An 18,941-nucleotide genomic window follows, 5' to 3' on the forward strand; every position below is an offset into this window, starting at 1 on the left:
ACGGCCGCTGGCGACCTAGGGTCGAAGACGGTCCTCGCGACCTGTCGGGGGCCGGACCATCGAAGGAGACCATTCGTGAGCAGTGCCAGGCCTGGGGGATCTCCCCGCCGCGCTCTCTCCGCGATCGCCGTCCTGTCGCTGACCGGTGCCGTGCTGGCACCGCTGTCGGCCGCAGCCGACGACGACGCATTCGTCGCACCGGGTTCCCCGGCGCCGGAGAGCAAGATCCAGGACGACGGAGTCACCGGCGCAGAGCTGGTGCCCGACTCCTACTTCGTCCAGCTCGCTGGACCCAGCACGAGCGCCGGCGGTTCGCTGGCCTCGATCGAGTCCCAGCGCGACCGCTTCCTCGCGGACGTGGACGCCACCGGCGTGGAGCTGGAGGTGCGCTCGGAGTTCGGCACCCTGTGGAACGGCCTGTCGGTCAAGGCCGACGAGGAGTCGCTGCTCGAGCTGGCCGCCTCCGACGCGGTCGAGGCGATCTTCCCGGTCGGGGTCATCGACGCCCCCGAGCGGCCGGAGGACACCCAGATCGACCCCGAGCTGTTCACCGCCATCTCGATGACCGGCGCCGACATCGTGCAGAGCGAGCTCGGCTACGACGGCACCGGCGTCAAGGTCGGCATCATCGACACCGGCATCGACTACGACCACCCTGACTTCGGCGGCAACGGCAGCCCCGGGAGCACCACCTTCCCGACCGAGAAGGTCGCCTTCGGTCACGACTTCGTCGGCGACGACTACAACGCCGACCCCGGCGCTGGCGACGCTTACCAGCCCAAGCCGTTCCCGGACGCGGACCCTGACGACTGCCAGGGCCACGGCACCCACGTCGCCGGCATCACCGGTGCCGACGGCGAGGTGACCGGTGTCGCCCCCGGTGTGACGCTGGGCGCATACCGCGTCTTCGGTTGTGACGGCTCGACCGACGCCGACATCATGCTGCACGCGATGGAGCAGACGCTGACCGACGAGATGGACGTCGTCAACCTGTCCATCGGCTCGGCCTTCTCCGCGTGGAAGGAGTACCCGACCGCCCAGGCCACCGACGCGCTCGCCCGCGAGGGTGTCGTCGTCGTCGCCTCCATCGGCAACTCCGGTGCCAGCGGCCTGCACTCGATCGGCGCCCCCGGCGTCGGTGAGGACACCATCGGTGTCGGCTCGGTGGACAACACGTCCTACGAGGCCAACTTCTTCCTCGACGAGGAGGACAACGAGGTCCCCTACACCGTCGGCTCGCCGGCCCCCGAGCCGCCGACCTCCGGTGAGGACACCGTCGTGGCCGTCCACGCGCCCGGCACGACCGAGGCCCAGGCCTGCGGCACCGACCCCTTCAGCGCGGAGGAGCAGGCCGTCATCGAGGGCAACTGGGTGATGATCCAGCGCGGCAGCTGCAGCTTCTACGAGAAGGCGCTCAACGGCCAGGAGGCCGGCGCGACCGGTGTCATGCTCTACAACAACGTCGGTGGCAGCATCAACCCCAGCCTCGCCGGTGAGGAAGACATCGAGGTCCCCGTCGTGATGGTGACCCAGGCCGACGGTGAGCGGCTGGCCGCCGACGCTCTCGCGACCGAGGGCCACGTCGTCACCTGGACCGAGGGTTCGACCTCGGTGCCGAACCCGACCGGTGGGCTCATCAGCTCGTTCAGCTCCATCGGCACGATGGCGAACACCACCGTCAAGCCGGACCTGTCCGCCCCGGGTGGCCAGATCTACTCCACCTACCCGCTGGAGACCCAGCCCTACGCCACCCTGTCCGGCACCTCGATGGCGTCCCCGCACGTCGCGGGGGCGGCCGCCCTCATGCTCGAGGCCGACCCGGACCTCGGCGTCGAGGAGGTCAAGCTCAAGCTGCAGAACAGCTCGATGCAGTTGCCGCTGAACATCGCGCCGGCGGCCGGCCTGGAGCTCGTGCACCGGCAGGGCGCCGGCATGATCCAGGTCGACGACTCGATCCTCGCCCAGGCGACGATCGAGCCCGGTCTGGTCCAGCTGGGCCAGCAGCTCGCCGGCGAGACCAGCACCCAGACGGTGACGCTGACCAACACCAGCGACGCCGAGCAGGTCTACGCGGTGGAGCACACCCCGGCCGTGGCGACCTCCGGCACGGCGAACGACTTCGGCTACTACCTGGCCCCGGCCGACGTCGCCGTCGCGCCGAGCGTGGTGGTGCCCGCAGGCGCCAGCGTGGAGGTCCCCATGACCATCACGTCGCCGTCGATCGACGGCGAGATGGGTCCGATCTTCGGCGGCTACGTCACCTTCAGCACCGGTGAGGGCGAGGAGGCCGACAGCTACTCGGTCGCGTACGGCGGTCACGCGGCCGACCTGCAGGAGACCGAGGTGCTCGCCGACATGGTCGACGCGGAGGGCAACGTCACCCAGGAGCTGCCGGCCCTGGGCGCCATCGCCCAGTGCGGCCTCTACCTCGGCTACCAGTGCGTCGAGGACGGTGGCACCTACGGCTTCGTCGACGAGGGCTACACCTTCTCCATGGAGCAGGACGACGCCCCGCAGTTCCTCGTTCACTTCGAGCACCAGGCGCGGCGTATGGAGTGGGAGGTCTTCGCGGCCGAGGACGACGGCAGCAAGGGTGAGTCCCTGGGCACCGTCGCCGAGCTCGACTACCTCGCCCGGTCCGCCAGCCGGAACGGCTTCACGGCATACCCGTGGGACGGCATGATGATCGACGAGAACGGCGCCAAGGTCCGGGTCCCGGACGGCGACTACATCCTCGAGCTGACGGTCACGAAGGCCTCGGCGTGGAACGACGACCGTGAGGCGCAGACCGAGACGTGGGACAGCCCGGTCTTCGGGATCGCCTTCGACGGCTCGGACTACGGCGACGTGGACCGTCCCGAGGTCCAGCGCACGATCGGCCAGGACCGCTGGTCCACCGCCTCCGAGCTGGCCGTCGAGGCCTTCCCGCAGGGTGCGGACACGGTCTACGTCGCCAGCGGTCTCGCCTTCCCGGACGCCCTGGCCGGCGGTGCCCTCGCGGGCTCCGACGAGGCGCCCGTCCTGCTGACCCAGCCGGACAGCCTGCCGGCGGCGACGCGGATGGCCCTGCAGCAGCTCGGCCCGGACAGCATCGTCGTCCTCGGTGGCGAGGGTGCGGTGAACGGCGACGTCATGACGGCGCTCGCCGAGTACGCCGACGTCGAGCGGCTCGCCGGTGACAACCGGTACGAGACGGCGGTCGAGGTCAGCCAGACCCAGACCGACGACGCCGACGTCGTGTTCCTCGCCAGCGGCAAGGACTACCCGGACGCCCTCGCGGCGGCCGCGGCCGCCGGGATGGAGGACGCCTCCGTCCTGCTGACCCGTCCGGACCTGCTGCCGAACGCGACGGCCGCGGAGCTGGAGCGCCTGTCGCCGGAGACGGTCTACGTCATCGGTGGTGAGGGTGCCGTCTCCTCGACGGTCGCGACCGCGGCCGGTGCGGCCGCCGGTGAGGTCGTCCGTCTGGGTGGCACGAACCGCTACGGCACCGCTGCGGCGGTGGCTGAGGAGTTCTTCCCGACCCCCGCGCCCGGCGTCTTCCTGGCGACCGGCGTGGAGTTCCCGGACGCCCTCGCGGCGGCCCCGGTGGCGGCGATGAACACCATGCCCGTGCTGCTCACGCGGCCGGACATGCTGCCCAGCCCGACCGTCGACGTGATGACCTCTCTGCGGGCGCAGATGGTCCACATCGTCGGTGGCTACGGCGCGGTCGAGCTCGGGGTCCAGGAGACCCTGGAGGACGTCGTCTACCCGTGAGGTCACCGACCTGACGGACGACACCGGAAGGCCCCCGTCGCGCCTCGGCGCGGCGGGGGCCTCCTGCGTCCTCGGGACACCGTGGACGCGGAACTGCCGACCGTGGATGTGTTGCCGGGGGCAGCAGGGTCGGGGTCGGGGTGGGGTGCGCTCCCGCGCCTCAGAGGTGTGCCGCGAGCCGCTCCAGCCCGTCCGCGCCGAGGACCTCCTCGGGCAGCAGCGGCACCTGGGTCACCGGGAGGTGGGGCAGGGCGTCGGCGAGCTGCCCGACATACCCCTCCTCGAGCTCGCGGCGGGCGGCGAGCAGGTCACCGGCGCCGGCGGGGGAGCGCTTGTTGACCACGAGGGCGCCGACGCTCATGCCGGCCCCGGTGAGCTGCTCGTGCAGCTCCACGGTCTCCAGCACCGGCAGGCGCTCGGCCGCGAGCACGATGACGAAGGCGCTGCGCGCCGGGTCCTGCAGCACCGCCCGCAGCTCGGCGAAGCGCGCCTGCCGCCGGTCCAGGATGCGCCGGATCTCGGCGTCCCGGCGCGAGCGCCGGTCGGGTGCCGCCGCCTGCCGGCCACCGGGGGAGCTGCCGAGGATGTCGGCCGCCGCCCGCTCACCGGCGTCCTGCCGGGGCCGTCCCTGCAGCCCGCGCAGCGCCGCGCCGAAGCGGGCCGAACGGTCCTGCCGGCGCAGCAGCCCCTCGGTCCACGCCTGCATGAGCTCGGGCAGCGCGACGAGGCGCGAGGTGTGCCCGGACGGCGCCGTGTCGAAGACGACCAGCTCGTCGGGGTGCCGTCCCTCGAGCACCTCCGCGATCCGCTCCAGCACCGCCGCCTCGTGGGTGCCGGGGGCGTCGCGGGCCAGCTCGAGGTGGCGGGTCACCTCCCCCTGCAGGTGCTCGGGCATGAGCCGGTGCATCGTGGCGCGCACGGCGCGCAGGTGCTCGTCGGTGGTGCGCGCCGGGTCGATCTCCAGGCCCCGCAGCAGGGGGGCCAGCTCGACGGTCTCGTCGCCGACCGGCCGCCCCCACAGGTGGCCCAGGTTGTGCGCCGGGTCGGTGGAGACGACGAGCACCCGCCGGCCGCCCCGGGCGAGCGCGAGGCCCAGCGCCGAGGCCACCGCGGTCTTCCCGACCCCGCCCTTGCCGCCGACGAAGAGCACCTCCCGACCGTCGGCGAGCCCGCTCAGCACGCCGGGCCCCCGGTCAGCAGCACGAGAAGTGGTCCAGGGGGCTGCGGTCCAGGCCCATCCGCCGGTGCCAGTCGTGCACCTGGTCGTAGACCACCGGCAGCAGCTCCACGGTGTAGTAGCTCGCCGGGTTGGGCACCCCGAGCGCCTCGGCCATGACGACGACCATGAAGAGGTCGTCCTCGTCCTGCTGCGCCCGCGCGAAGGTGCGGGCGTAGGGCCCGGAAAAGACGTCCCGCAGCACGCCGGCCGCCGTCCGGAGACGCCCGGCCGGCGTGGGGTGCTGCGCGCCGTCGCTCATCGCCCCACCGTATGCCGGGTCAGCTCTCGTCGTCGCGGGTGCGGCCGGGCCCCCCGGGGGCGGCCACCTCGGCGGTGGAGAGCTGCTCGAGCTCGGCGTCGTCGTCACCCTGGTACTCGCGGGCCTTGCGCATGGCGCCGAGCGCCTCGACCATCACCCAGAGCGAGGCGACGAGGATGACGATGTCGAGGACGAGCAGCAGCCAGTTGCCCTCCGACCAGAAGGTGCCGAGCTGGATGAAGAGGGCGTAGAGCGTCATGACGCCGACGAAGGCCAGCGGGATGAGCGCCGGCAGGGCGGTCCGGCCGCGACGCAGCAGCATGATCGCCACGATCGACAGGGTCAGCCCGGCGAGCAGCTGGTTGGTGGTGCCGAAGAGCGGCCAGATGAGCATGCCGCCGGAGCCGTCCACACCGGCGCCGAAGGTCAGCGCCAGCGCGACCCCGACGGCGACCAGGGTCGCGACGCCCTTGCCCAGCCGGACGCCGGCGATCTCGCCGATCTCCTGGACGACGAAGCGCTGCAGCCGGACGCCGGTGTCCATCGTCGTCGCGGCGAAGAGGATCGCCGTCGTCGCGAGGATGGTCGCCGACAGCGACTGCGGCAGGCCGAGCCCGCTCTCGACGATAGCCCCGCCGCCGGAGACGAAGGCCCCGACGCTGCCCTGGCCGAAGGCCGAGTAGACCTCCTCCCAGGCGGCGAGCGTCTGGAAGCCCGCGGTGGCCGCGATGATGGCACCGAGCGCCAGCAGGCCCTCGCCGACGGCACCGAAGTAGCCGACGAACCGGGCGTCGCTCTCCTTGTCCAACTGCTTGGAGCTGGTGCCGGAGCTGACCATGCCGTGGAAGCCGGAGATGGCGCCGCAGGCGATGGTGACGAAGAGCAGCGGCACGATCGAGGGGGTGCCCTCCGGGACGTTGCCGTTGACGGCCGGCGCGACGATCTCCGGGCGGGCGATCAGCACCGAGCCGTAGAGGATGCCCAGGGCGATGAACAGCTGCAGGCCGTTGATGTAGTCACGCGGCTGCAGCAGGACCCAGACGGGCAGCATCGAGGCGATGCCGGCGTAGACGAAGAGCAGGACGATCCAGATTGCGTTGGCCGGCAGCCCGGCGACCGTCTCCGGGAGCGCGAGCGGCACCTGGTCGCCGATCCAGATGAGCGCGTACAGCGCGACGACGCCGACGACCGAGACCAGCGGCAGGCTCCAGCGCAGCCGGTAGATCGCCTGCCCGACGAGGAGCGCCACGAGCAGCGCGCCCCAGGTCGGGATGACGGCGGTCGGGGTGCTGACGAGCAGGCCGGCGATGACGACCGCGAAGGCCGCGTTGACCATGAGCAGCAGCAGGAAGATGACGACGAGGAAGAGGTTGCGGCCGCGGCTGCCGATGTAGCGGCCGGACAGCGCCCCCATCGACTGGCCCTTGTTGCGGACCGAGGCCCACAGCGCGCCGAGGTCGTGCATGCCGGCGAAGAAGACGGTGCCGATGGTGACCCAGAGGAAGGCCGGCAGCCAGCCCCAGATCACCGCGATGGCCGGCCCGACGATCGGGGCGGCCCCGGCGACCGAGGTGAAGTGGTGCCCCCACAGCACGTACTTGTTGGTGGGGACGTAGTCGACCCCGTCCTCGAGCTGGTGCGCCGGGGTGGTGCGCGAGTCGTCCAGGGCGTAGATCTTGCTCGCCAGGAAGCGTGAGTAGAGGAAGTAGCCCGCGAGGATCATCGCAACCCCGACGAGGGCGAGCACGAGCGAGTTCATGACGGTCTCCGTTGACGGTGAGCCCTGGGCAGGGTGGTGACGACCCTGAGCCTAGCCTCCCCACGCCAGCCCCACCAGCCCCATGCGTCACGTATTGCGCTTCCGAGCACCCGGGTACGGGCGATCCCGCCCGATCAGCCGGAGCTCGCCGACTCCGGGGTGAGGACCTCGATGCTGCCCATCGTCGTCTCGAGGTCCACGATGTAGGGGGAGTCGCTGGCGCGGTCGACGGTGACCCGGGGGTCGGCGCCCATGTCGGTGCTCGTGGTCACGGCGTAGGACACCTCTCCGGGCAGGGTCACCGTGACATCGCCCATGGTGCTGGTCACCCGGACGAGCTCCGGCGGCTCGCCGAGGCCCTCGATCGTGACGTCCCCCATCGTGGAGTCCAGCTCGACCCGGGACGGCTCGCCGTTGATCGTCATGTCGCCGCCGGTGCCGCTCGCCGACACGGCGCCGGTGGTGGTGACGTCGATGTCGCCGAAGCCGCCGGTCACCTCGACGTCGGTGCCGGGCGGGACGGTGACCGAGAAGCCGGCCGCGCACTGCCCCAGGTTGCCGCCGCTGCACGGAGCCTGCACCACGACCGACCCGTCGTCCGGGGAGTCCCGGAGCAGGCCGAGCTCGGGCTTGGCGAGGGACCAGTGGAGGTCGGCCTCGACCCGGGCCTGCTCGCCCTCGCGCGCCTCCCGCACGTCGACGTCACCGCGGGGCGACTGGATGATCACGCGGTCCAGGCCGTGCGGCAGGGTCAGCGCAGCGGTGTCGGACTGACGGAGCATGCTCGGCACCGAGCCGACCGTCGCGCCCCCGACCAGCACGGCGGTGACGACGCCGCCCACGACCCGCAGGCCGGTGTAGCCGCCGCGGCTGGTGCGGATGCCTCGTGCCGACGTGCGGGCCGGCTGCTGCCCGGTCATCCCGCGTGCTCCCCGTGCTCGAGCCACTGGAGCACGGCGAGCACGCGGCGGTGGTCGTCGTCGGTCGGCGGGAGGTCGAGCTTGCCGAAGATCGAGGAGACGTTCTTCTCCACCGCGCCCTCGCCGATGAACAGCTCGCGGCTGATCGCGCTGTTGGTGCGGCCCTGCGCCATGAGCCGCATGACGTCGCGCTCGCGCGCGGTGAGCCGCTCCAACGGGTCGATGTTGCGGGCGCGGGACATCAGCTGGGAGACGACCTCCGGGTCGAGCGCGGTGCCGCCGGCGGCCACGGTGTGCAGGGCGGCGACGAAGTCGCTGGTGTCGGCGACCCGGTCCTTGAGGAGGTAGCCCACCCCGCGCGGGCGACCGGCCAGCAGCTCGGTGGCGTAGCGCTCCTCGACGTACTGGCTCAGCACGACGACGGCCACGTCGGGCAGCTCGGAGCGCACCTCCAGCGCCGCCATGAGGCCCTCGGCGGTGAAGGTCGGGGGCATCCGCACGTCGACGACCACGAGGTCGGGCCGGTGCTCGCGGACGGCGGTGAGGAAGCTCTTGGCGTCCGGGCAGGCGTCGACGACCTCGAAGCCGGTGGCGGTCAGCAGGCGCACGATGCCGTCGCGCAGGAGCACCGAGTCCTCGGCGAGGACGACCCGCAGGGGGGTGTCGGAGGCGCGCTCGGTGCTGGTGCTCATCGGGTGGTCCTCTCGCGCAGGGGGAGGGTGATGGCGACCGTGGTGCCGGAGCCCACGGGCGAGTGCACGTGGAGCTGCCCGTCCACCGCGCCGACGCGTTGCCGTAGACCGGTGAGGCCGCTGCCGCCGCCGACGACGGCACCTCCGTCCCCATCATCGGTCACGGTGATGGCCAGCAGGTCGCCGGTGAGGCCGCGGGCGGTGCCCAGCTCGACGGTGGCCCGGTCCGCCCGCGCGTGCTTGGCGATGTTGGTCAGGGCCCCGAGACCGAGAAGTAGGCGATGGCCTCGACCGTCGGGTCGAGCCGACCGGCCGGCAGCCGGCTGCTGACCGTGACCGGCACCGGGCTCCGGGCCGCCAGGGCCGACACGGCGGCGTCCAGCCCGCGGTCGGTGAGGATCGGCGGCACGATGCCGCGTGCGACCTGCCGCATCTCGGTGATGGCGTCCTTGCTGGAGGAGTGCGCCTCGTCGAGCAGCTCGCGCACCCGTCGGGCCGCTTCCGGGTCGTCTGGGTCACGGTCCAGCGCGTCCCGGGCCAGACCCAGGCTCATGGCGATGGAGACCAGGCGCTGCTGGGGTCCGTCGTGCAGGTCGCGCTCGATCCGTCGTCGCTCGGCCTCGACCGAGTCGAGGGTGTCCTCACGGGTGGTCGTCAGGGTGTCGACGCGCTCGCTCATCTCGCGCAGCCGGGCCTGCGCGTCCTCGCCGATGAGCCAGCGGGCCAGCACGACGTCGACGCTGGCCAGGCCTCGCGCGATCCACGGCATACCCAGGACGAGCGCGACCCCGATGAGCCAGGCCACCGTCAGCTCCAGGGTCGAGCCGACCCGGAGCAGGCCCATGATCGAGACGCCGTCGCCGAGCCACGCCCACAGCGGCATCGTCGCCAGGAGCACCCCGGTGACGAGGAGCACGAGCCCCAGCGAGCTGGAGATGAGCCCCCACAGACCGTGCAGCCCGGCCCATCCGAGGGCCCGGAGCCGGGCCTCGTCCAGGCCGAGCACGCGGCGCCAGGCGGGGGCGGTCGACGGGCCCCGCTCGCCGATGTCGACCCCCAGGAAGGCGGCGATGCGGTGCCGCTCCAGCCGGGACAGGGCGAACGAGCCCCAGAGCGCGGGGACGAGGATGAGCACCCCCGCGCCCATGCCGAGGAGCGCGGCGAAGCCGCCGATGGCGACGCCGGCCAGGGTGAGCGCGAAGACCGCGGTGAACAGGCCGGTGACGACGTAGCAGATGGTCCACCAGGCCTCGAGCAACCAGCCGACCGGTCCGCCCTCTCGGGCGCGGGGGAGCACGGGCGCCGTGGCCGGCGTGTCCTCGACGGGTGCGACCCTCGGATCGTCCCCCGGGCTGCGCACGAGGCGGGCCATGCCGACGGGCTCGAGGTCCGGGGGCCCGTCCGGGTGGGCGGTGTCTGCGCTCATACCACCCCAACGTAGTCAGGACGCGGAGCGTCGGGCAGGGTGTGCTCCCCCGATCCGGTGGGGGGTTAGCCCCCGTGCCAGCGCGGAGAGCGCATCCCGGACGTGGCTCGGCGATGGTGGCGTCAAGGGGAATGAGGGAGGGCGCGTCGGTCCCGTGACAGCCGACGCGCCCTCCTCGACGGACACATCACCCACCCCGACGGTCTGGGACCGGGGCGGACGCGCAGGGGGTGAAGCCCGCGTCCGGTCCACATCGTCGTGGACGTGTCCGGCCGATCGCAGCAGGTGCGTAACCAGAGCGACGCCCCACGTCGATCGACAACACCTACGCTAGGCCCGGATCGGCAAAGGGTGGGTATAAGCCGGGTAAGGAGTTGGTCAAATCTCGACGGGCTGCGTGCCGGGTTGCTGACCGCGACGTCTGTCACCGGCGTGCGTCAGACTGCCGGTATGCAGCTGGCCCGGGTCACCGAGACGTCCGCGGCGGTGGCGGCGACGCGGTCGCGCACCGCGAAGACCGCCCTGCTCGCCGAGGCCCTGGCCGAGGCGGCCCAGGGCGGTGACGAGCGCGAGGTCGAGGTCGTGGCGGACTACCTCGCCGGGACCCTCCCGCAGCGCACCGTCGGGGTGGGGTGGCGCAGCCTGCGCGACCGGCCCGCGCCGGCGGACGACGCGTCGCTGTCCGTGCTGGAGGTGGACGAGGCGCTGAGCGAGCTCAAGGCGCTGTCCGGAGCCGGGTCGACCGCGGCCCGGGCGACCGCGCTGGCCGACCTGCTCGGTCGGGCCACCGCACAGCAGCAGCAGTGGCTCGTCGGGCTGCTCACCGGGGAGCTGCGCCAGGGTGCCGGCGACGGGGTGCTGCTCCCGGCCGTCGCGCAGGCCGCCGACGTGCCGGAGCCGCTGGTGCGGCGGGCGGTCATGCTCGCCGGCTTCCCCGGGCCCGTGGCGCGGGCCGCGCTGGCCGGTGGCGCGGCTGCGCTGGAGCAGGTGCGGCTCGAGGTGGGTCGACCGCTGCGGCCCATGCTCGCCGGCTCCGAGCCGGACATCGCCTCCGCGGTGGACGGCTCGCGCGAGGTGGCGCTGGACCTCAAGCTCGACGGCATACGGCTGCAGGCCCATCTCGACCGGGAGGGCGAGCGCGGCGACGGCGGCGCGACCGTGCGGCTGTTCACCCGGAGCCTGGAGGAGATCACCGACCGGCTGCCCGAGGTCGTCGCGGCGATCGAGGCGCTCCCGGTCCGCTCGGCGGTGCTGGACGGCGAGGTGATCGCGCTCGACGCCGAGGGTCGACCTGAGCCGTTCCAGGTCACCGGGGCCCGCACCGCCTCCCGCACCGACCCGACCGAGCTCGCGCGCACGACCCCGGTGACGACCTACCTCTTCGACCTGCTGCACCTCGACGGCCGGGACCTCGTCGACGAGCCGGCGCGCGAGCGCTGGGCGGCGCTGGCCGATCTCGCCCCCGACCTCGTGGTGGAGCGGCTGAGCACCAGCGACGTCGGCGCGGCGCAGGACTTCTTCGACCGGGTGGTGGCGCAGGGGCACGAGGGCGTCGTGGTCAAGGACCCCCAGGCGCCCTACGCGGCGGGGCGCCGGGGCGCGGGCTGGGTCAAGGTCAAGCCGAGGCGCACCGCCGACCTGGTCGTCACCGGGGTCGAGTGGGGCAGCGGCCGGCGGGAGGGCTGGTTGTCCAACATCCACCTGGCGGCGCGCGGCGCCGACGGCGAGCTCGTCATGGTGGGCAAGACCTTCAAGGGCATGACTGACGAGCTGCTGGCCTGGCAGACCGAGCGGTTCCTGGGGCTGGAGACCTCGCGCGAGGGGCACGTGGTGCACGTCCGGCCCGAGCAGGTCGTCGAGATCGCCTACGACGCGGTGCAGACGTCGCGACGCTATCCCGGTGGCGTCGCGCTGCGCTTCGCCCGGGTGCTGCGCTACCGCGACGACAAGCAGGTCGAGGAGATCGACACGGTGGACTCGCTGCGCTGACCACCGCCGGCGGGCGCCGCAAGTGGTCGCTCGTGCCCCGCCGAGCATGACCAGGGGTTGCTCAGGAGACCCGCTGCCCCCGGTCGTCGAAGCAGGGAGACCGGACGTCCACCTGAACTCGTGCATCCATCCAGGGCGTGATCGTCACCTCGAACCCATCCGTGTTGCGGTGATGGGTGACCGGATCACCCTCAGGGGCGGGGTCGTCGAGGCGTTCCCAGCCGTGGTCGTCCAGCCATGAGCGGACCAGTTCGGCTTGCTCGGCCTCCAGCCGGGGGTCCTCCTCCTCCGACACCCGCAGTCGAACCGTCTCGGCCCAGGCCGAGATCTCGGACATCGTGTCGAAGGTGCAGGCCCTGAGACCACCCGGCGCCATCTGCTCCTCGAGCTTCGGTTTGTCCGGCAGGTCGAACTGGTCCCACAGATCCTGCAGGATCTCCCGCACGCGGGGCTGCTGCTCCCCCGCCGCTGCCTCGGCGGCGCGGGACGTCACCACGGCGCCGCCGGGGGTGGTGATGCGGGTATCGTCCTCGGCCAGCAGCGAACAGCCACCGAGAGCGGTGAGCGCCAGTGCACCGACCAGCGCGGCACCCCGGCGTGACCGAGGTGATGGTGCCCTCGCGGAGCACCCCGCTCCGGCCGGCCTCATCCCACCTGTCGGCCCTGGTCGTCGAAGCACGGCGACTCCACATCCAGGATGACGCGGGCGTCGAGCTGGGGTGCCACGGTGACCGTGAAGCCGTCGTCGTTGCGGTGGTAGGTGACCGGGCTCGACTCGGGGGCGGGGTTGTCGATGCGTTCCCAGCCGTTGTCGTCCAGCCAGGCACGCACGAGCTCTGCCTGCTCGGCCTCGAGCTCGGGGTTCTCCTCCTCCGCGACGCGCAACCGGGCAGTCTCGGCCCAGGAGCTGCTCTGAGCGGTCGTGTCGAAGGAGCAGGCCACAAGGTCTCCCTCCCCGGGCTTGTCCTCCAGCGGTGGCTTGTCCTCGAGGTCGAACTGGTCCCACAGGTCCCGCAGAATCTCGCGTACGCGGGGTTGCTGCTCCCGCGCCGCTGCCTCGTCGGCGCGTCGGCTCACGCTCGTTCCCTCCGTCGTCGTGGATCCCTCGGGGCTCGTCGCACCGTCGATGGTCTGACATCCGGCCAGTGCCACCGCGGCGAGCGCGAGTGCAGAGGTCAGGAGCCTCACGCGGGCTCGCCTCCCTGCCCGAAGCTGCCGTCGAGCGGACCGGTTGCCATGATCTCGGGCTGGGACTGCTCCCACGGGGACTCCAGATCGTCGATGGGCACGGGGGTGTGCCAGGGTAGTCCGGGTCGTCGTAGACGTTGTCGGGGCCGATCCAGTCGCCGTCCTCGCGGTACGGAATGACGTCGCCGCCGGTGATGATGCCCACCGTGTTGGCCCAGGCATCGGTCCCGGGCTTGACCACGTGTCTGTGCGACTCGCGACCCTCCAGCCGCTGACCGGCATCCGCACCCTCGGTCCACCGGCCCGTCTCGAGACGGATGAACTGGTCCGAGGAGTTCGGGTCGTCGCCGTGCCCCCAGTCCTCGGGCAGACCCACCCACCAGCGCACGTCCTCCGAGGCCTGGGCCACGGCGATGCTGTCGCCGGGCGCGGTCTGGGTGAAGCGCTGGACGTCCCGGTCGTGGCCGTCCCAGGTCTGCGGTGGGTACTCGTCGGGAGTCGACGGCTGCGCGCCCCACGGGTCGAGCGGCCAGGGCAGCGGCCGGTGCAGCCCCAGCCCGGAGCCGGAGGGGGCGACGAGCAGGGTGCGATCGACATCGATGCCGTAGACGTCGGCGAAACCGACGATGCCACCGCCGGCGGAGTGGCCGACCGCTGTCACCGTCCGTTCCGACATGCCCAGGCCCTCGACGAAGCGCAGCAACGCTTGCCCGCCGTCCTCGGAGTAGCGGGTCTGGGTGGCCTCGGAGGCGACCGAGTTCGGCAGGTCGAACTGATCCCACAGATCCTGCAGGATCTCCCGCACGCGGGGCTGCTGCTCCCCCGCCGCTGCCTCGGCGGCGTGGGCCGTCACCACGGCGCCACCGGGGGTGGTGATGCGGGTATCGTCCTCGGCCAGCAGCGAACAGCCACCGAGAGCGGTGAGCGCCAGTGCACCGACCAGCGCGCACCCCGGTGTGACCGACAGGTGGATGGATTCCCGTGCATCGCGACCACTCAGGCAGCGTCATCCCACCTGACGACCCTGTTCGTCGAAGCAGGGCGACTGCACGTCCACCTGCACACGGGCATCTCCCCACGGAGTGAGAGTGACGGTGAACCCTTCGGCGTTCCGGTGGTAGCTCACCAGGTCTCCCTCAGGTGCGGGGTTGTCGAGTTCCTCCCACCCATTCTCCTCCAACCAGTCGCGGGCGAGCTGAGCCTGCCGCGCCTCGAGTGCCGGGTCCTTGACCTCAGATACCCGAAGTCGTGCTGTCTCAGCCCATGACGTGCTGTCGGAGGACGCGGTGAAGAGGCAAGCGCGGAGGCCACCTGGATCCTTGTGCTCGTCGAGGCCGGGCTTGTTCGGCAGCTCGAACTGGTCCCACAAAGCCTGCAGGATCTCCCGCACCGGGGGTTGCTGCGCGCGTGCGGCATCCTCAGCGGTTCCGCTCATGGTGGTTCCTTCTGTCGTGGGGACCGGCGAGGAGGTGGAGGGATCGTCGCCGCGATCGACCGCGCACCCCGTGACTATGGTTGCCAGGAGGGCCAATCCGGTGCCCGCCCGCCTCACGTCGAGCCGCCACCGCTGCCGAAGCTCCCGTCGACAGGGCCCGGGGCCATGATCTCGGGCTGGCTCTGCTCCCACGGAGACTCCAGATCGTCGATGGGCACTGGGTCGGTGCCAGGGTAGCCGGGGTCGTCGTAGAGGTTGTCCGGGTTGATCCAGTCTCCGTCCTCGCGGTAGGGGATGACCTCACCCCCAGTCATCACCCCGACGAGGTTGGTCCAGGAATCTGTGAAGGGGGTCACGACCCAAGTGTGGGCGTCCGCCCCTTCGAGCCGGTCACCGACCTCGATCCCCTCCGGTAGTCGGAGCGTGGGAGGGGGCTCGAGCCACCGTCCCGTCTCCAGACGGGTGAACTGGTCGGTGTCGATCGGGTCGTTGCCGTGCCCCCAGTCCTCCGGCAGGCCCACCCACCAGCGGACGTTCTCGGACTCTTGCGCAAGGCGGACGGTGTCGCCCGGGGCGGTCATGGTGAACCGCTGCACGTCGCGGGCCTCATCGTCCCAGGTGTGCGCCGGGTAAGACTCAGGGGTGCTCGGCTTCGCGCCCCGCGGGTCGAGCGGCCAGGGCAGAGGGCGGTGCAGCCCCAGCCCCGATCCCGAGGGCGCGATGAGGAGAGTGCGGTCGACGTCCATGCCGTAGACGTCGGCGAAGCCGACGATGCCACCCCCCGCCGAGTGGCCCACCGCTGTGATGGCCCGCTCGGGCATGCCTAGCCCTTCCACGAAGCGGAGCAGCGCCTGACCACCATCCTCGGAGTAGCGCGTCTGCGTCGCGTCAGAGGCCACCGAGTTGGGCAGGTCGATGCCCATCCAGGTGATGGTGCTCGTCCCACGTCGTGCGACCGTCACCATGTTGTCGCGGTACTTAGCGATGTTCGACATGTCCGTCGTCGTCCCCGGCACGAAGATCCCGACGTTCTCGCTGTCGAACTCGCCGTGCCACTCGGCATATCGTCCGTCTCCCCGTGGATCGAAGAGGAGGATCGCGCGGTGGTCGCCGGACAGCACGAGCCCAGAGTCGTCCGTGACATCGGAGAAACGCAGCTCGGACTTCGGCGCGAGGAGGTTGTTGTAGAACGCCAGCCGCTTCCGGGACCGCTCCACCTCTTGGTCCCGCAGCCGGAAGTCGTGGAGCAGCCTCTGCGCCTTGTCGTGCATGAGGCCGTCCACGATCTTCTCGGCGACCCAGTCCGGATACCACCCGGGCACGGTCTGCAGCACGTCCTCGCGGGTGGCGGCGTTGTCCGGCATCGCCTGCAGGATCGCCAGCCGCTGCTGCTCGATGTCGATCGCGCTCTCGACGAGCAACCGGTTGGCGGCCGCTCGGTGCTCCACCGGTATGCCGTCGAGGCTGCCGATCAGGGTCGGGTAGAGCAGCCGCATGCGCTGCTGCTCCTGCGGGGTGAGCCCGGCCCAGTAGTCGCGGATGTCCGCGATCGCGCGGGGGTCGGTCACCTGACCGTTCTCGAGCTCACCGATGGCGTCCCAGAGCCCGGAGAGCACGGCGTCGTCGGCGTTGCGCGGTTCGTAGTCCGTGGCCAGCGCCGCCATCACGTGCGGGTTGCGCTGCAGGAAGCCGGCCAGCCGCTCCTGGTCGAGCTCGTCCAGCAGGGCGCGCACGGCGTTCGGGTCCTCCGCCTGCGTGATCCGGGCGAGCAGGGCCTCGTCGGCGCGCGTGTTGGCCAGGCCGTGATCCCGGAAGACCTGCCACGCCCCCTCGGGTGCCTGCGACCGGGTGAAGCTGGCGGTGGAGGAGCCGGGCTGCAGACCGGCCAGCGAGGACCGGACCTGCGCGAGGGTGTCCCGACAGCCCCGGTCGGCGGTGCGCAGCATCTCCTTCGGGTGCTCGGTGCGGTCACGCAGGGCGTCCTCCCGACGTCGCACCTCGGCCCAGTCGATGACGCTCACGTCCTCGCCCACGTCGCCACGCACCTCGGTGCGCGGCCGGTCGGCGTGGAGGGCGTCCCAGTCCCGCTAGATGTCGCGCAGCGTCGGCGTGTGCTGGTCCAGCGCGCCGGCCAGGCCGTCCAGGGCGTCACCGGCGGCACGCAGGTCCTCCTGCATGACCCGCAGCCCGTCCTGCGCCGGGTCGGCCGCCTCGTCGGCGCGGTCGGTGATCTGGCCCTCCCACCCGAGCGCCGCAGCCGCCGCGCCGAGCGTGCGGCGCAGGCCGGTGCGCTCGTCGTCGACGACGTCGGCCGCATCGCGCAGGCCTCGTGCGGCGGTCCGGACGCGACCGTCGTCGCTGACCATCCAGTCGGGGATGTCGAGGCTCATCGCTCACCCGTGGCGTCGCCGGTGTTGTCGGCCAAGGTCGTCATGCCCTCGGCCAGCGTCGCGAGCTCCCGCCCGGCGTCCGACAACCGCAGGCGCCCGGTGCTCTGCAGGTCGGCGAGCACCCCGGCCGTGGACGACCCGCGCAGCTGACCCGTGAGGTCGGCGACGGCGACGGAGCCGGCGGCGCCGTCCAGCGCGTCGCCGCCCTCGCTCAAGTCCTTCGCGGCCGCCTTCGTGGCGGCGATGTCGATCTGTGGCACGGTCCTCCCTCCCGCGGCGGCCAGCCTAGCGGGGGGTGCCGACCTTTGGCAGGATCGGGGCACGCATACCGCTCGCAGGGAGGGTCACCGATGACCAGCGCCAACCTCGCCCACAACCTCGCCGCCACGGCGCAGGCCCACCCGACGCGCGGGCGGTGATCCTCGACGACACGGTCCTCACGTATGCCGACGTCGAGGAGTCCGTCGGGCGGCTGGCGGGATGGTTGCGGGCGCAGGGCGTGGGCGAGGGTGACCGGGTGGCGCTGATGCTGCCCAACGTCCCCGCCTTCCCGGTCCTCTACTACGCGACGCTCCGGCTCGGCGGGGTCGTGGTGCCGATGAACCCGCTCTTCAAGAAGCGGGAGATCCAGTTCTACCTCGAGGACTCCGGTGCAGCGCTGCTCGCGGCCATGCCGGGCGAGGACGCCACCGCGGCGGCCGAGGCGACGGGCACCCGGTTGCTCACCGTCGGCCCGGAGGGGCTGAGCCCCTACGTGGACGGCGAGGAGGCGGTGGATCCGGTGGAGGAGATCGTCCCCCGCGACGGCGGCGACACCGCCGTGATCCTCTACACCTCCGGCACCACGGGGCGTCCCAAGGGCGCCGAGCTCACGTGCGACAACCTCCAGACTAACCAGCTCGCGACCACCGAGACGCTCATCCACCTCGACGGTGACGACGTCGTCATGGGCTGCCTGCCGCTCTTCCACGTCTTCGGCATGACCTGCGGCATGAACACCGCCTTCCACGCCGGCGCGGCGCTGACGATGATCCCGCGCTTCGACCCGGCCAAGGCGCTGGAGGTCATCGCCCGGGACAAGGTCACCGTCTTCGAGGGCGTCCCGACGATGTACGGCGCGATGCTCGCCGCCGCGGCCGCCGCCGACACGGCCCCGGACCTCACGACGCTGCGCACCGCGATCTCCGGCGGCGCCAGCCTGCCGCTGGAGGTGATGAAGAAGTTCGAGGAGACCTTCGACGCCACCATCCTCGAGGGGTACGGCCTGTCCGAGACCTCACCGGTCGCCTCCTTCAACCACCCGGATCGCGAGCGCAAGGCGGGCTCGATCGGTATACCGATCCGTGGGGTGGAGATGAAGCTCGCTGGGCCGGACGGAACGGACGTCGGGGTGGCCGATTCGGGCGACCCCGACGCGGTGGGGGAGATCTGCATCCGTGGCGAAAACATCATGAAGGGCTACTGGAACCGGCCGGACGCCACGGCCGAGGCCATCGACGCCGACGGCTGGTTCCACTCCGGCGACCTCGCCCGCGTCGACGAGGACGGCTTCTTCTTCATCGTCGACCGCAAGAAGGACATGATCATCCGCGGCGGGCTCAACATCTACCCGCGCGAGATCGAGGAGCTGCTCTACGAGCACCCGGCGGTCGCCGAGGCAGCGGTCATCGGCGTCCCGCACGAGGAGCTCGGTGAGGAGGTCGCCGCCTACGTCGTGCTGGCGCCGGACGCCGAGGCGACCGAGGCCGAGCTGATCGAGCACGTCAAGAGCCAGGTGGCGCCCTACAAGTACCCCCGCACGGTCACGACGATCGAGGAGCTGCCCAAGGGCGCGACCGGCAAGATCCTCAAGCGAGCGCTGCGCGACGCCTGACGCCGGCTCCGCGGCTCTCCCGCGGCGGGACG

The 18,941-nt window shown here is 71.9% G+C and carries 16 protein-coding genes; 3 read left to right on the plus strand and 13 right to left on the minus strand.

What is annotated here, in order from left to right; translation table 11 throughout:
• Window positions 1-75: 75 nt before the first annotated feature.
• Window positions 76-3,759 (plus strand): cell wall-binding repeat-containing protein, encoded by a 3,684-nt coding sequence (locus FU792_RS18265; protein ID WP_022923386.1) that lies wholly within the window; start codon window positions 76-78, stop codon window positions 3,757-3,759.
• A gap of 160 nt (window positions 3,760-3,919) precedes the next feature.
• Here FU792_RS18265 and FU792_RS00440 read toward each other — a convergent pair whose 3' ends face one another.
• The 7 genes from FU792_RS00440 to FU792_RS00465 all read right to left on the minus strand — a co-directional run bounded on the left by FU792_RS00440 (window position 3,920) and on the right by FU792_RS00465 (window position 10,034).
• On the minus strand, window positions 3,920-4,939 hold the full coding sequence (locus tag FU792_RS00440) for an ArsA family ATPase (RefSeq protein ID WP_022923385.1): 1,020 nt from the start codon (window positions 4,937-4,939) through the stop codon (window positions 3,920-3,922).
• A 13-nt stretch (window positions 4,940-4,952) separates the two neighbouring features.
• Window positions 4,953-5,237 carry a cory-CC-star protein gene (locus tag FU792_RS00445; RefSeq protein WP_022923384.1) on the minus strand — a complete coding sequence of 95 codons (285 nt, stop codon included), beginning with the start codon at window positions 5,235-5,237 and terminating at the stop codon, window positions 4,953-4,955.
• Window positions 5,238-5,256: 19 nt separating this feature from the next.
• Window positions 5,257-6,996 (minus strand): carbon starvation CstA family protein, encoded by a 1,740-nt coding sequence (locus FU792_RS00450; RefSeq protein ID WP_022923383.1) that lies wholly within the window; start codon window positions 6,994-6,996, stop codon window positions 5,257-5,259.
• A 134-nt stretch (window positions 6,997-7,130) separates the two neighbouring features.
• Window positions 7,131-7,916, minus strand: a complete 786-nt coding sequence (locus tag FU792_RS00455; protein ID WP_022923382.1) for a DUF4097 family beta strand repeat-containing protein — start codon at window positions 7,914-7,916, stop codon at window positions 7,131-7,133.
• Window positions 7,913-8,608, minus strand: a complete 696-nt coding sequence (locus tag FU792_RS00460) for a response regulator (protein ID WP_022923381.1) — start codon at window positions 8,606-8,608, stop codon at window positions 7,913-7,915. The genes FU792_RS00455 and FU792_RS00460 overlap by 4 nt, the downstream gene beginning before the upstream one ends.
• Window positions 8,605-8,865, minus strand: a complete 261-nt coding sequence (locus FU792_RS18685; protein ID WP_338101195.1) for an ATP-binding protein — start codon at window positions 8,863-8,865, stop codon at window positions 8,605-8,607. Before FU792_RS18685 ends, FU792_RS00460 begins: the two co-directional genes overlap by 4 nt.
• Window positions 8,862-10,034, minus strand: a complete 1,173-nt coding sequence (locus FU792_RS00465; protein WP_149814452.1) for a sensor histidine kinase — start codon at window positions 10,032-10,034, stop codon at window positions 8,862-8,864. The genes FU792_RS18685 and FU792_RS00465 overlap by 4 nt, the downstream gene beginning before the upstream one ends.
• A 450-nt stretch (window positions 10,035-10,484) precedes the next feature.
• Here FU792_RS00465 and FU792_RS00470 point away from each other — a divergent pair, with 450 nt between their 5' ends.
• Window positions 10,485-12,023: an ATP-dependent DNA ligase gene (locus FU792_RS00470; protein ID WP_022923379.1), complete on the plus strand. Its 1,539-nt coding sequence runs from the start codon at window positions 10,485-10,487 to the stop codon at window positions 12,021-12,023.
• 61 nt (window positions 12,024-12,084) lie between these two features.
• Here the strand turns inward: FU792_RS00470 and FU792_RS00475 are convergent, their stop codons facing one another.
• The 6 genes from FU792_RS00475 to FU792_RS00500 form a co-directional block, all read right to left on the minus strand.
• On the minus strand, window positions 12,085-12,468 hold the full coding sequence (locus FU792_RS00475; protein ID WP_149814453.1) for a hypothetical protein: 384 nt from the start codon (window positions 12,466-12,468) through the stop codon (window positions 12,085-12,087).
• 200 nt (window positions 12,469-12,668) lie between these two features.
• The gene (locus FU792_RS00480) at window positions 12,669-13,100 is read right to left on the minus strand and encodes a hypothetical protein (RefSeq protein ID WP_022923377.1); all 432 of its coding nucleotides are present in this window, start codon (window positions 13,098-13,100) and stop codon (window positions 12,669-12,671) included.
• Between the two features lie 1,117 nt (window positions 13,101-14,217).
• Window positions 14,218-14,646, minus strand: coding sequence for a hypothetical protein (locus FU792_RS00485; protein WP_149814454.1), 429 nt, complete (start codon window positions 14,644-14,646; stop codon window positions 14,218-14,220).
• A 113-nt stretch (window positions 14,647-14,759) separates the two neighbouring features.
• Entirely contained in the window at window positions 14,760-16,679 is a 1,920-nt protein-coding gene (locus FU792_RS00490) for an alpha/beta hydrolase (protein ID WP_022923373.1), read from the minus strand.
• A 54-nt stretch (window positions 16,680-16,733) separates the two neighbouring features.
• Window positions 16,734-17,036, minus strand: a complete 303-nt coding sequence (locus FU792_RS00495) for a hypothetical protein (protein ID WP_022923372.1) — start codon at window positions 17,034-17,036, stop codon at window positions 16,734-16,736.
• On the minus strand, window positions 17,033-17,296 hold the full coding sequence (locus FU792_RS00500; protein ID WP_022923371.1) for a hypothetical protein: 264 nt from the start codon (window positions 17,294-17,296) through the stop codon (window positions 17,033-17,035). The genes FU792_RS00495 and FU792_RS00500 overlap by 4 nt, the downstream gene beginning before the upstream one ends.
• Before the next feature lie 155 nt (window positions 17,297-17,451).
• On the opposite strand from FU792_RS00500, the gene FU792_RS00505 reads away from it, so the two are divergent.
• Entirely contained in the window at window positions 17,452-18,909 is a 1,458-nt protein-coding gene (locus FU792_RS00505; RefSeq protein WP_338101136.1) for a long-chain-fatty-acid--CoA ligase, read from the plus strand.
• Window positions 18,910-18,941 lie beyond the last annotated feature (32 nt).

The sequence above is a fragment of the Serinicoccus marinus DSM 15273 genome (assembly GCF_008386315.1).
Lineage (GTDB): Bacteria > Actinomycetota > Actinomycetes > Actinomycetales > Dermatophilaceae > Ornithinicoccus > Ornithinicoccus marinus.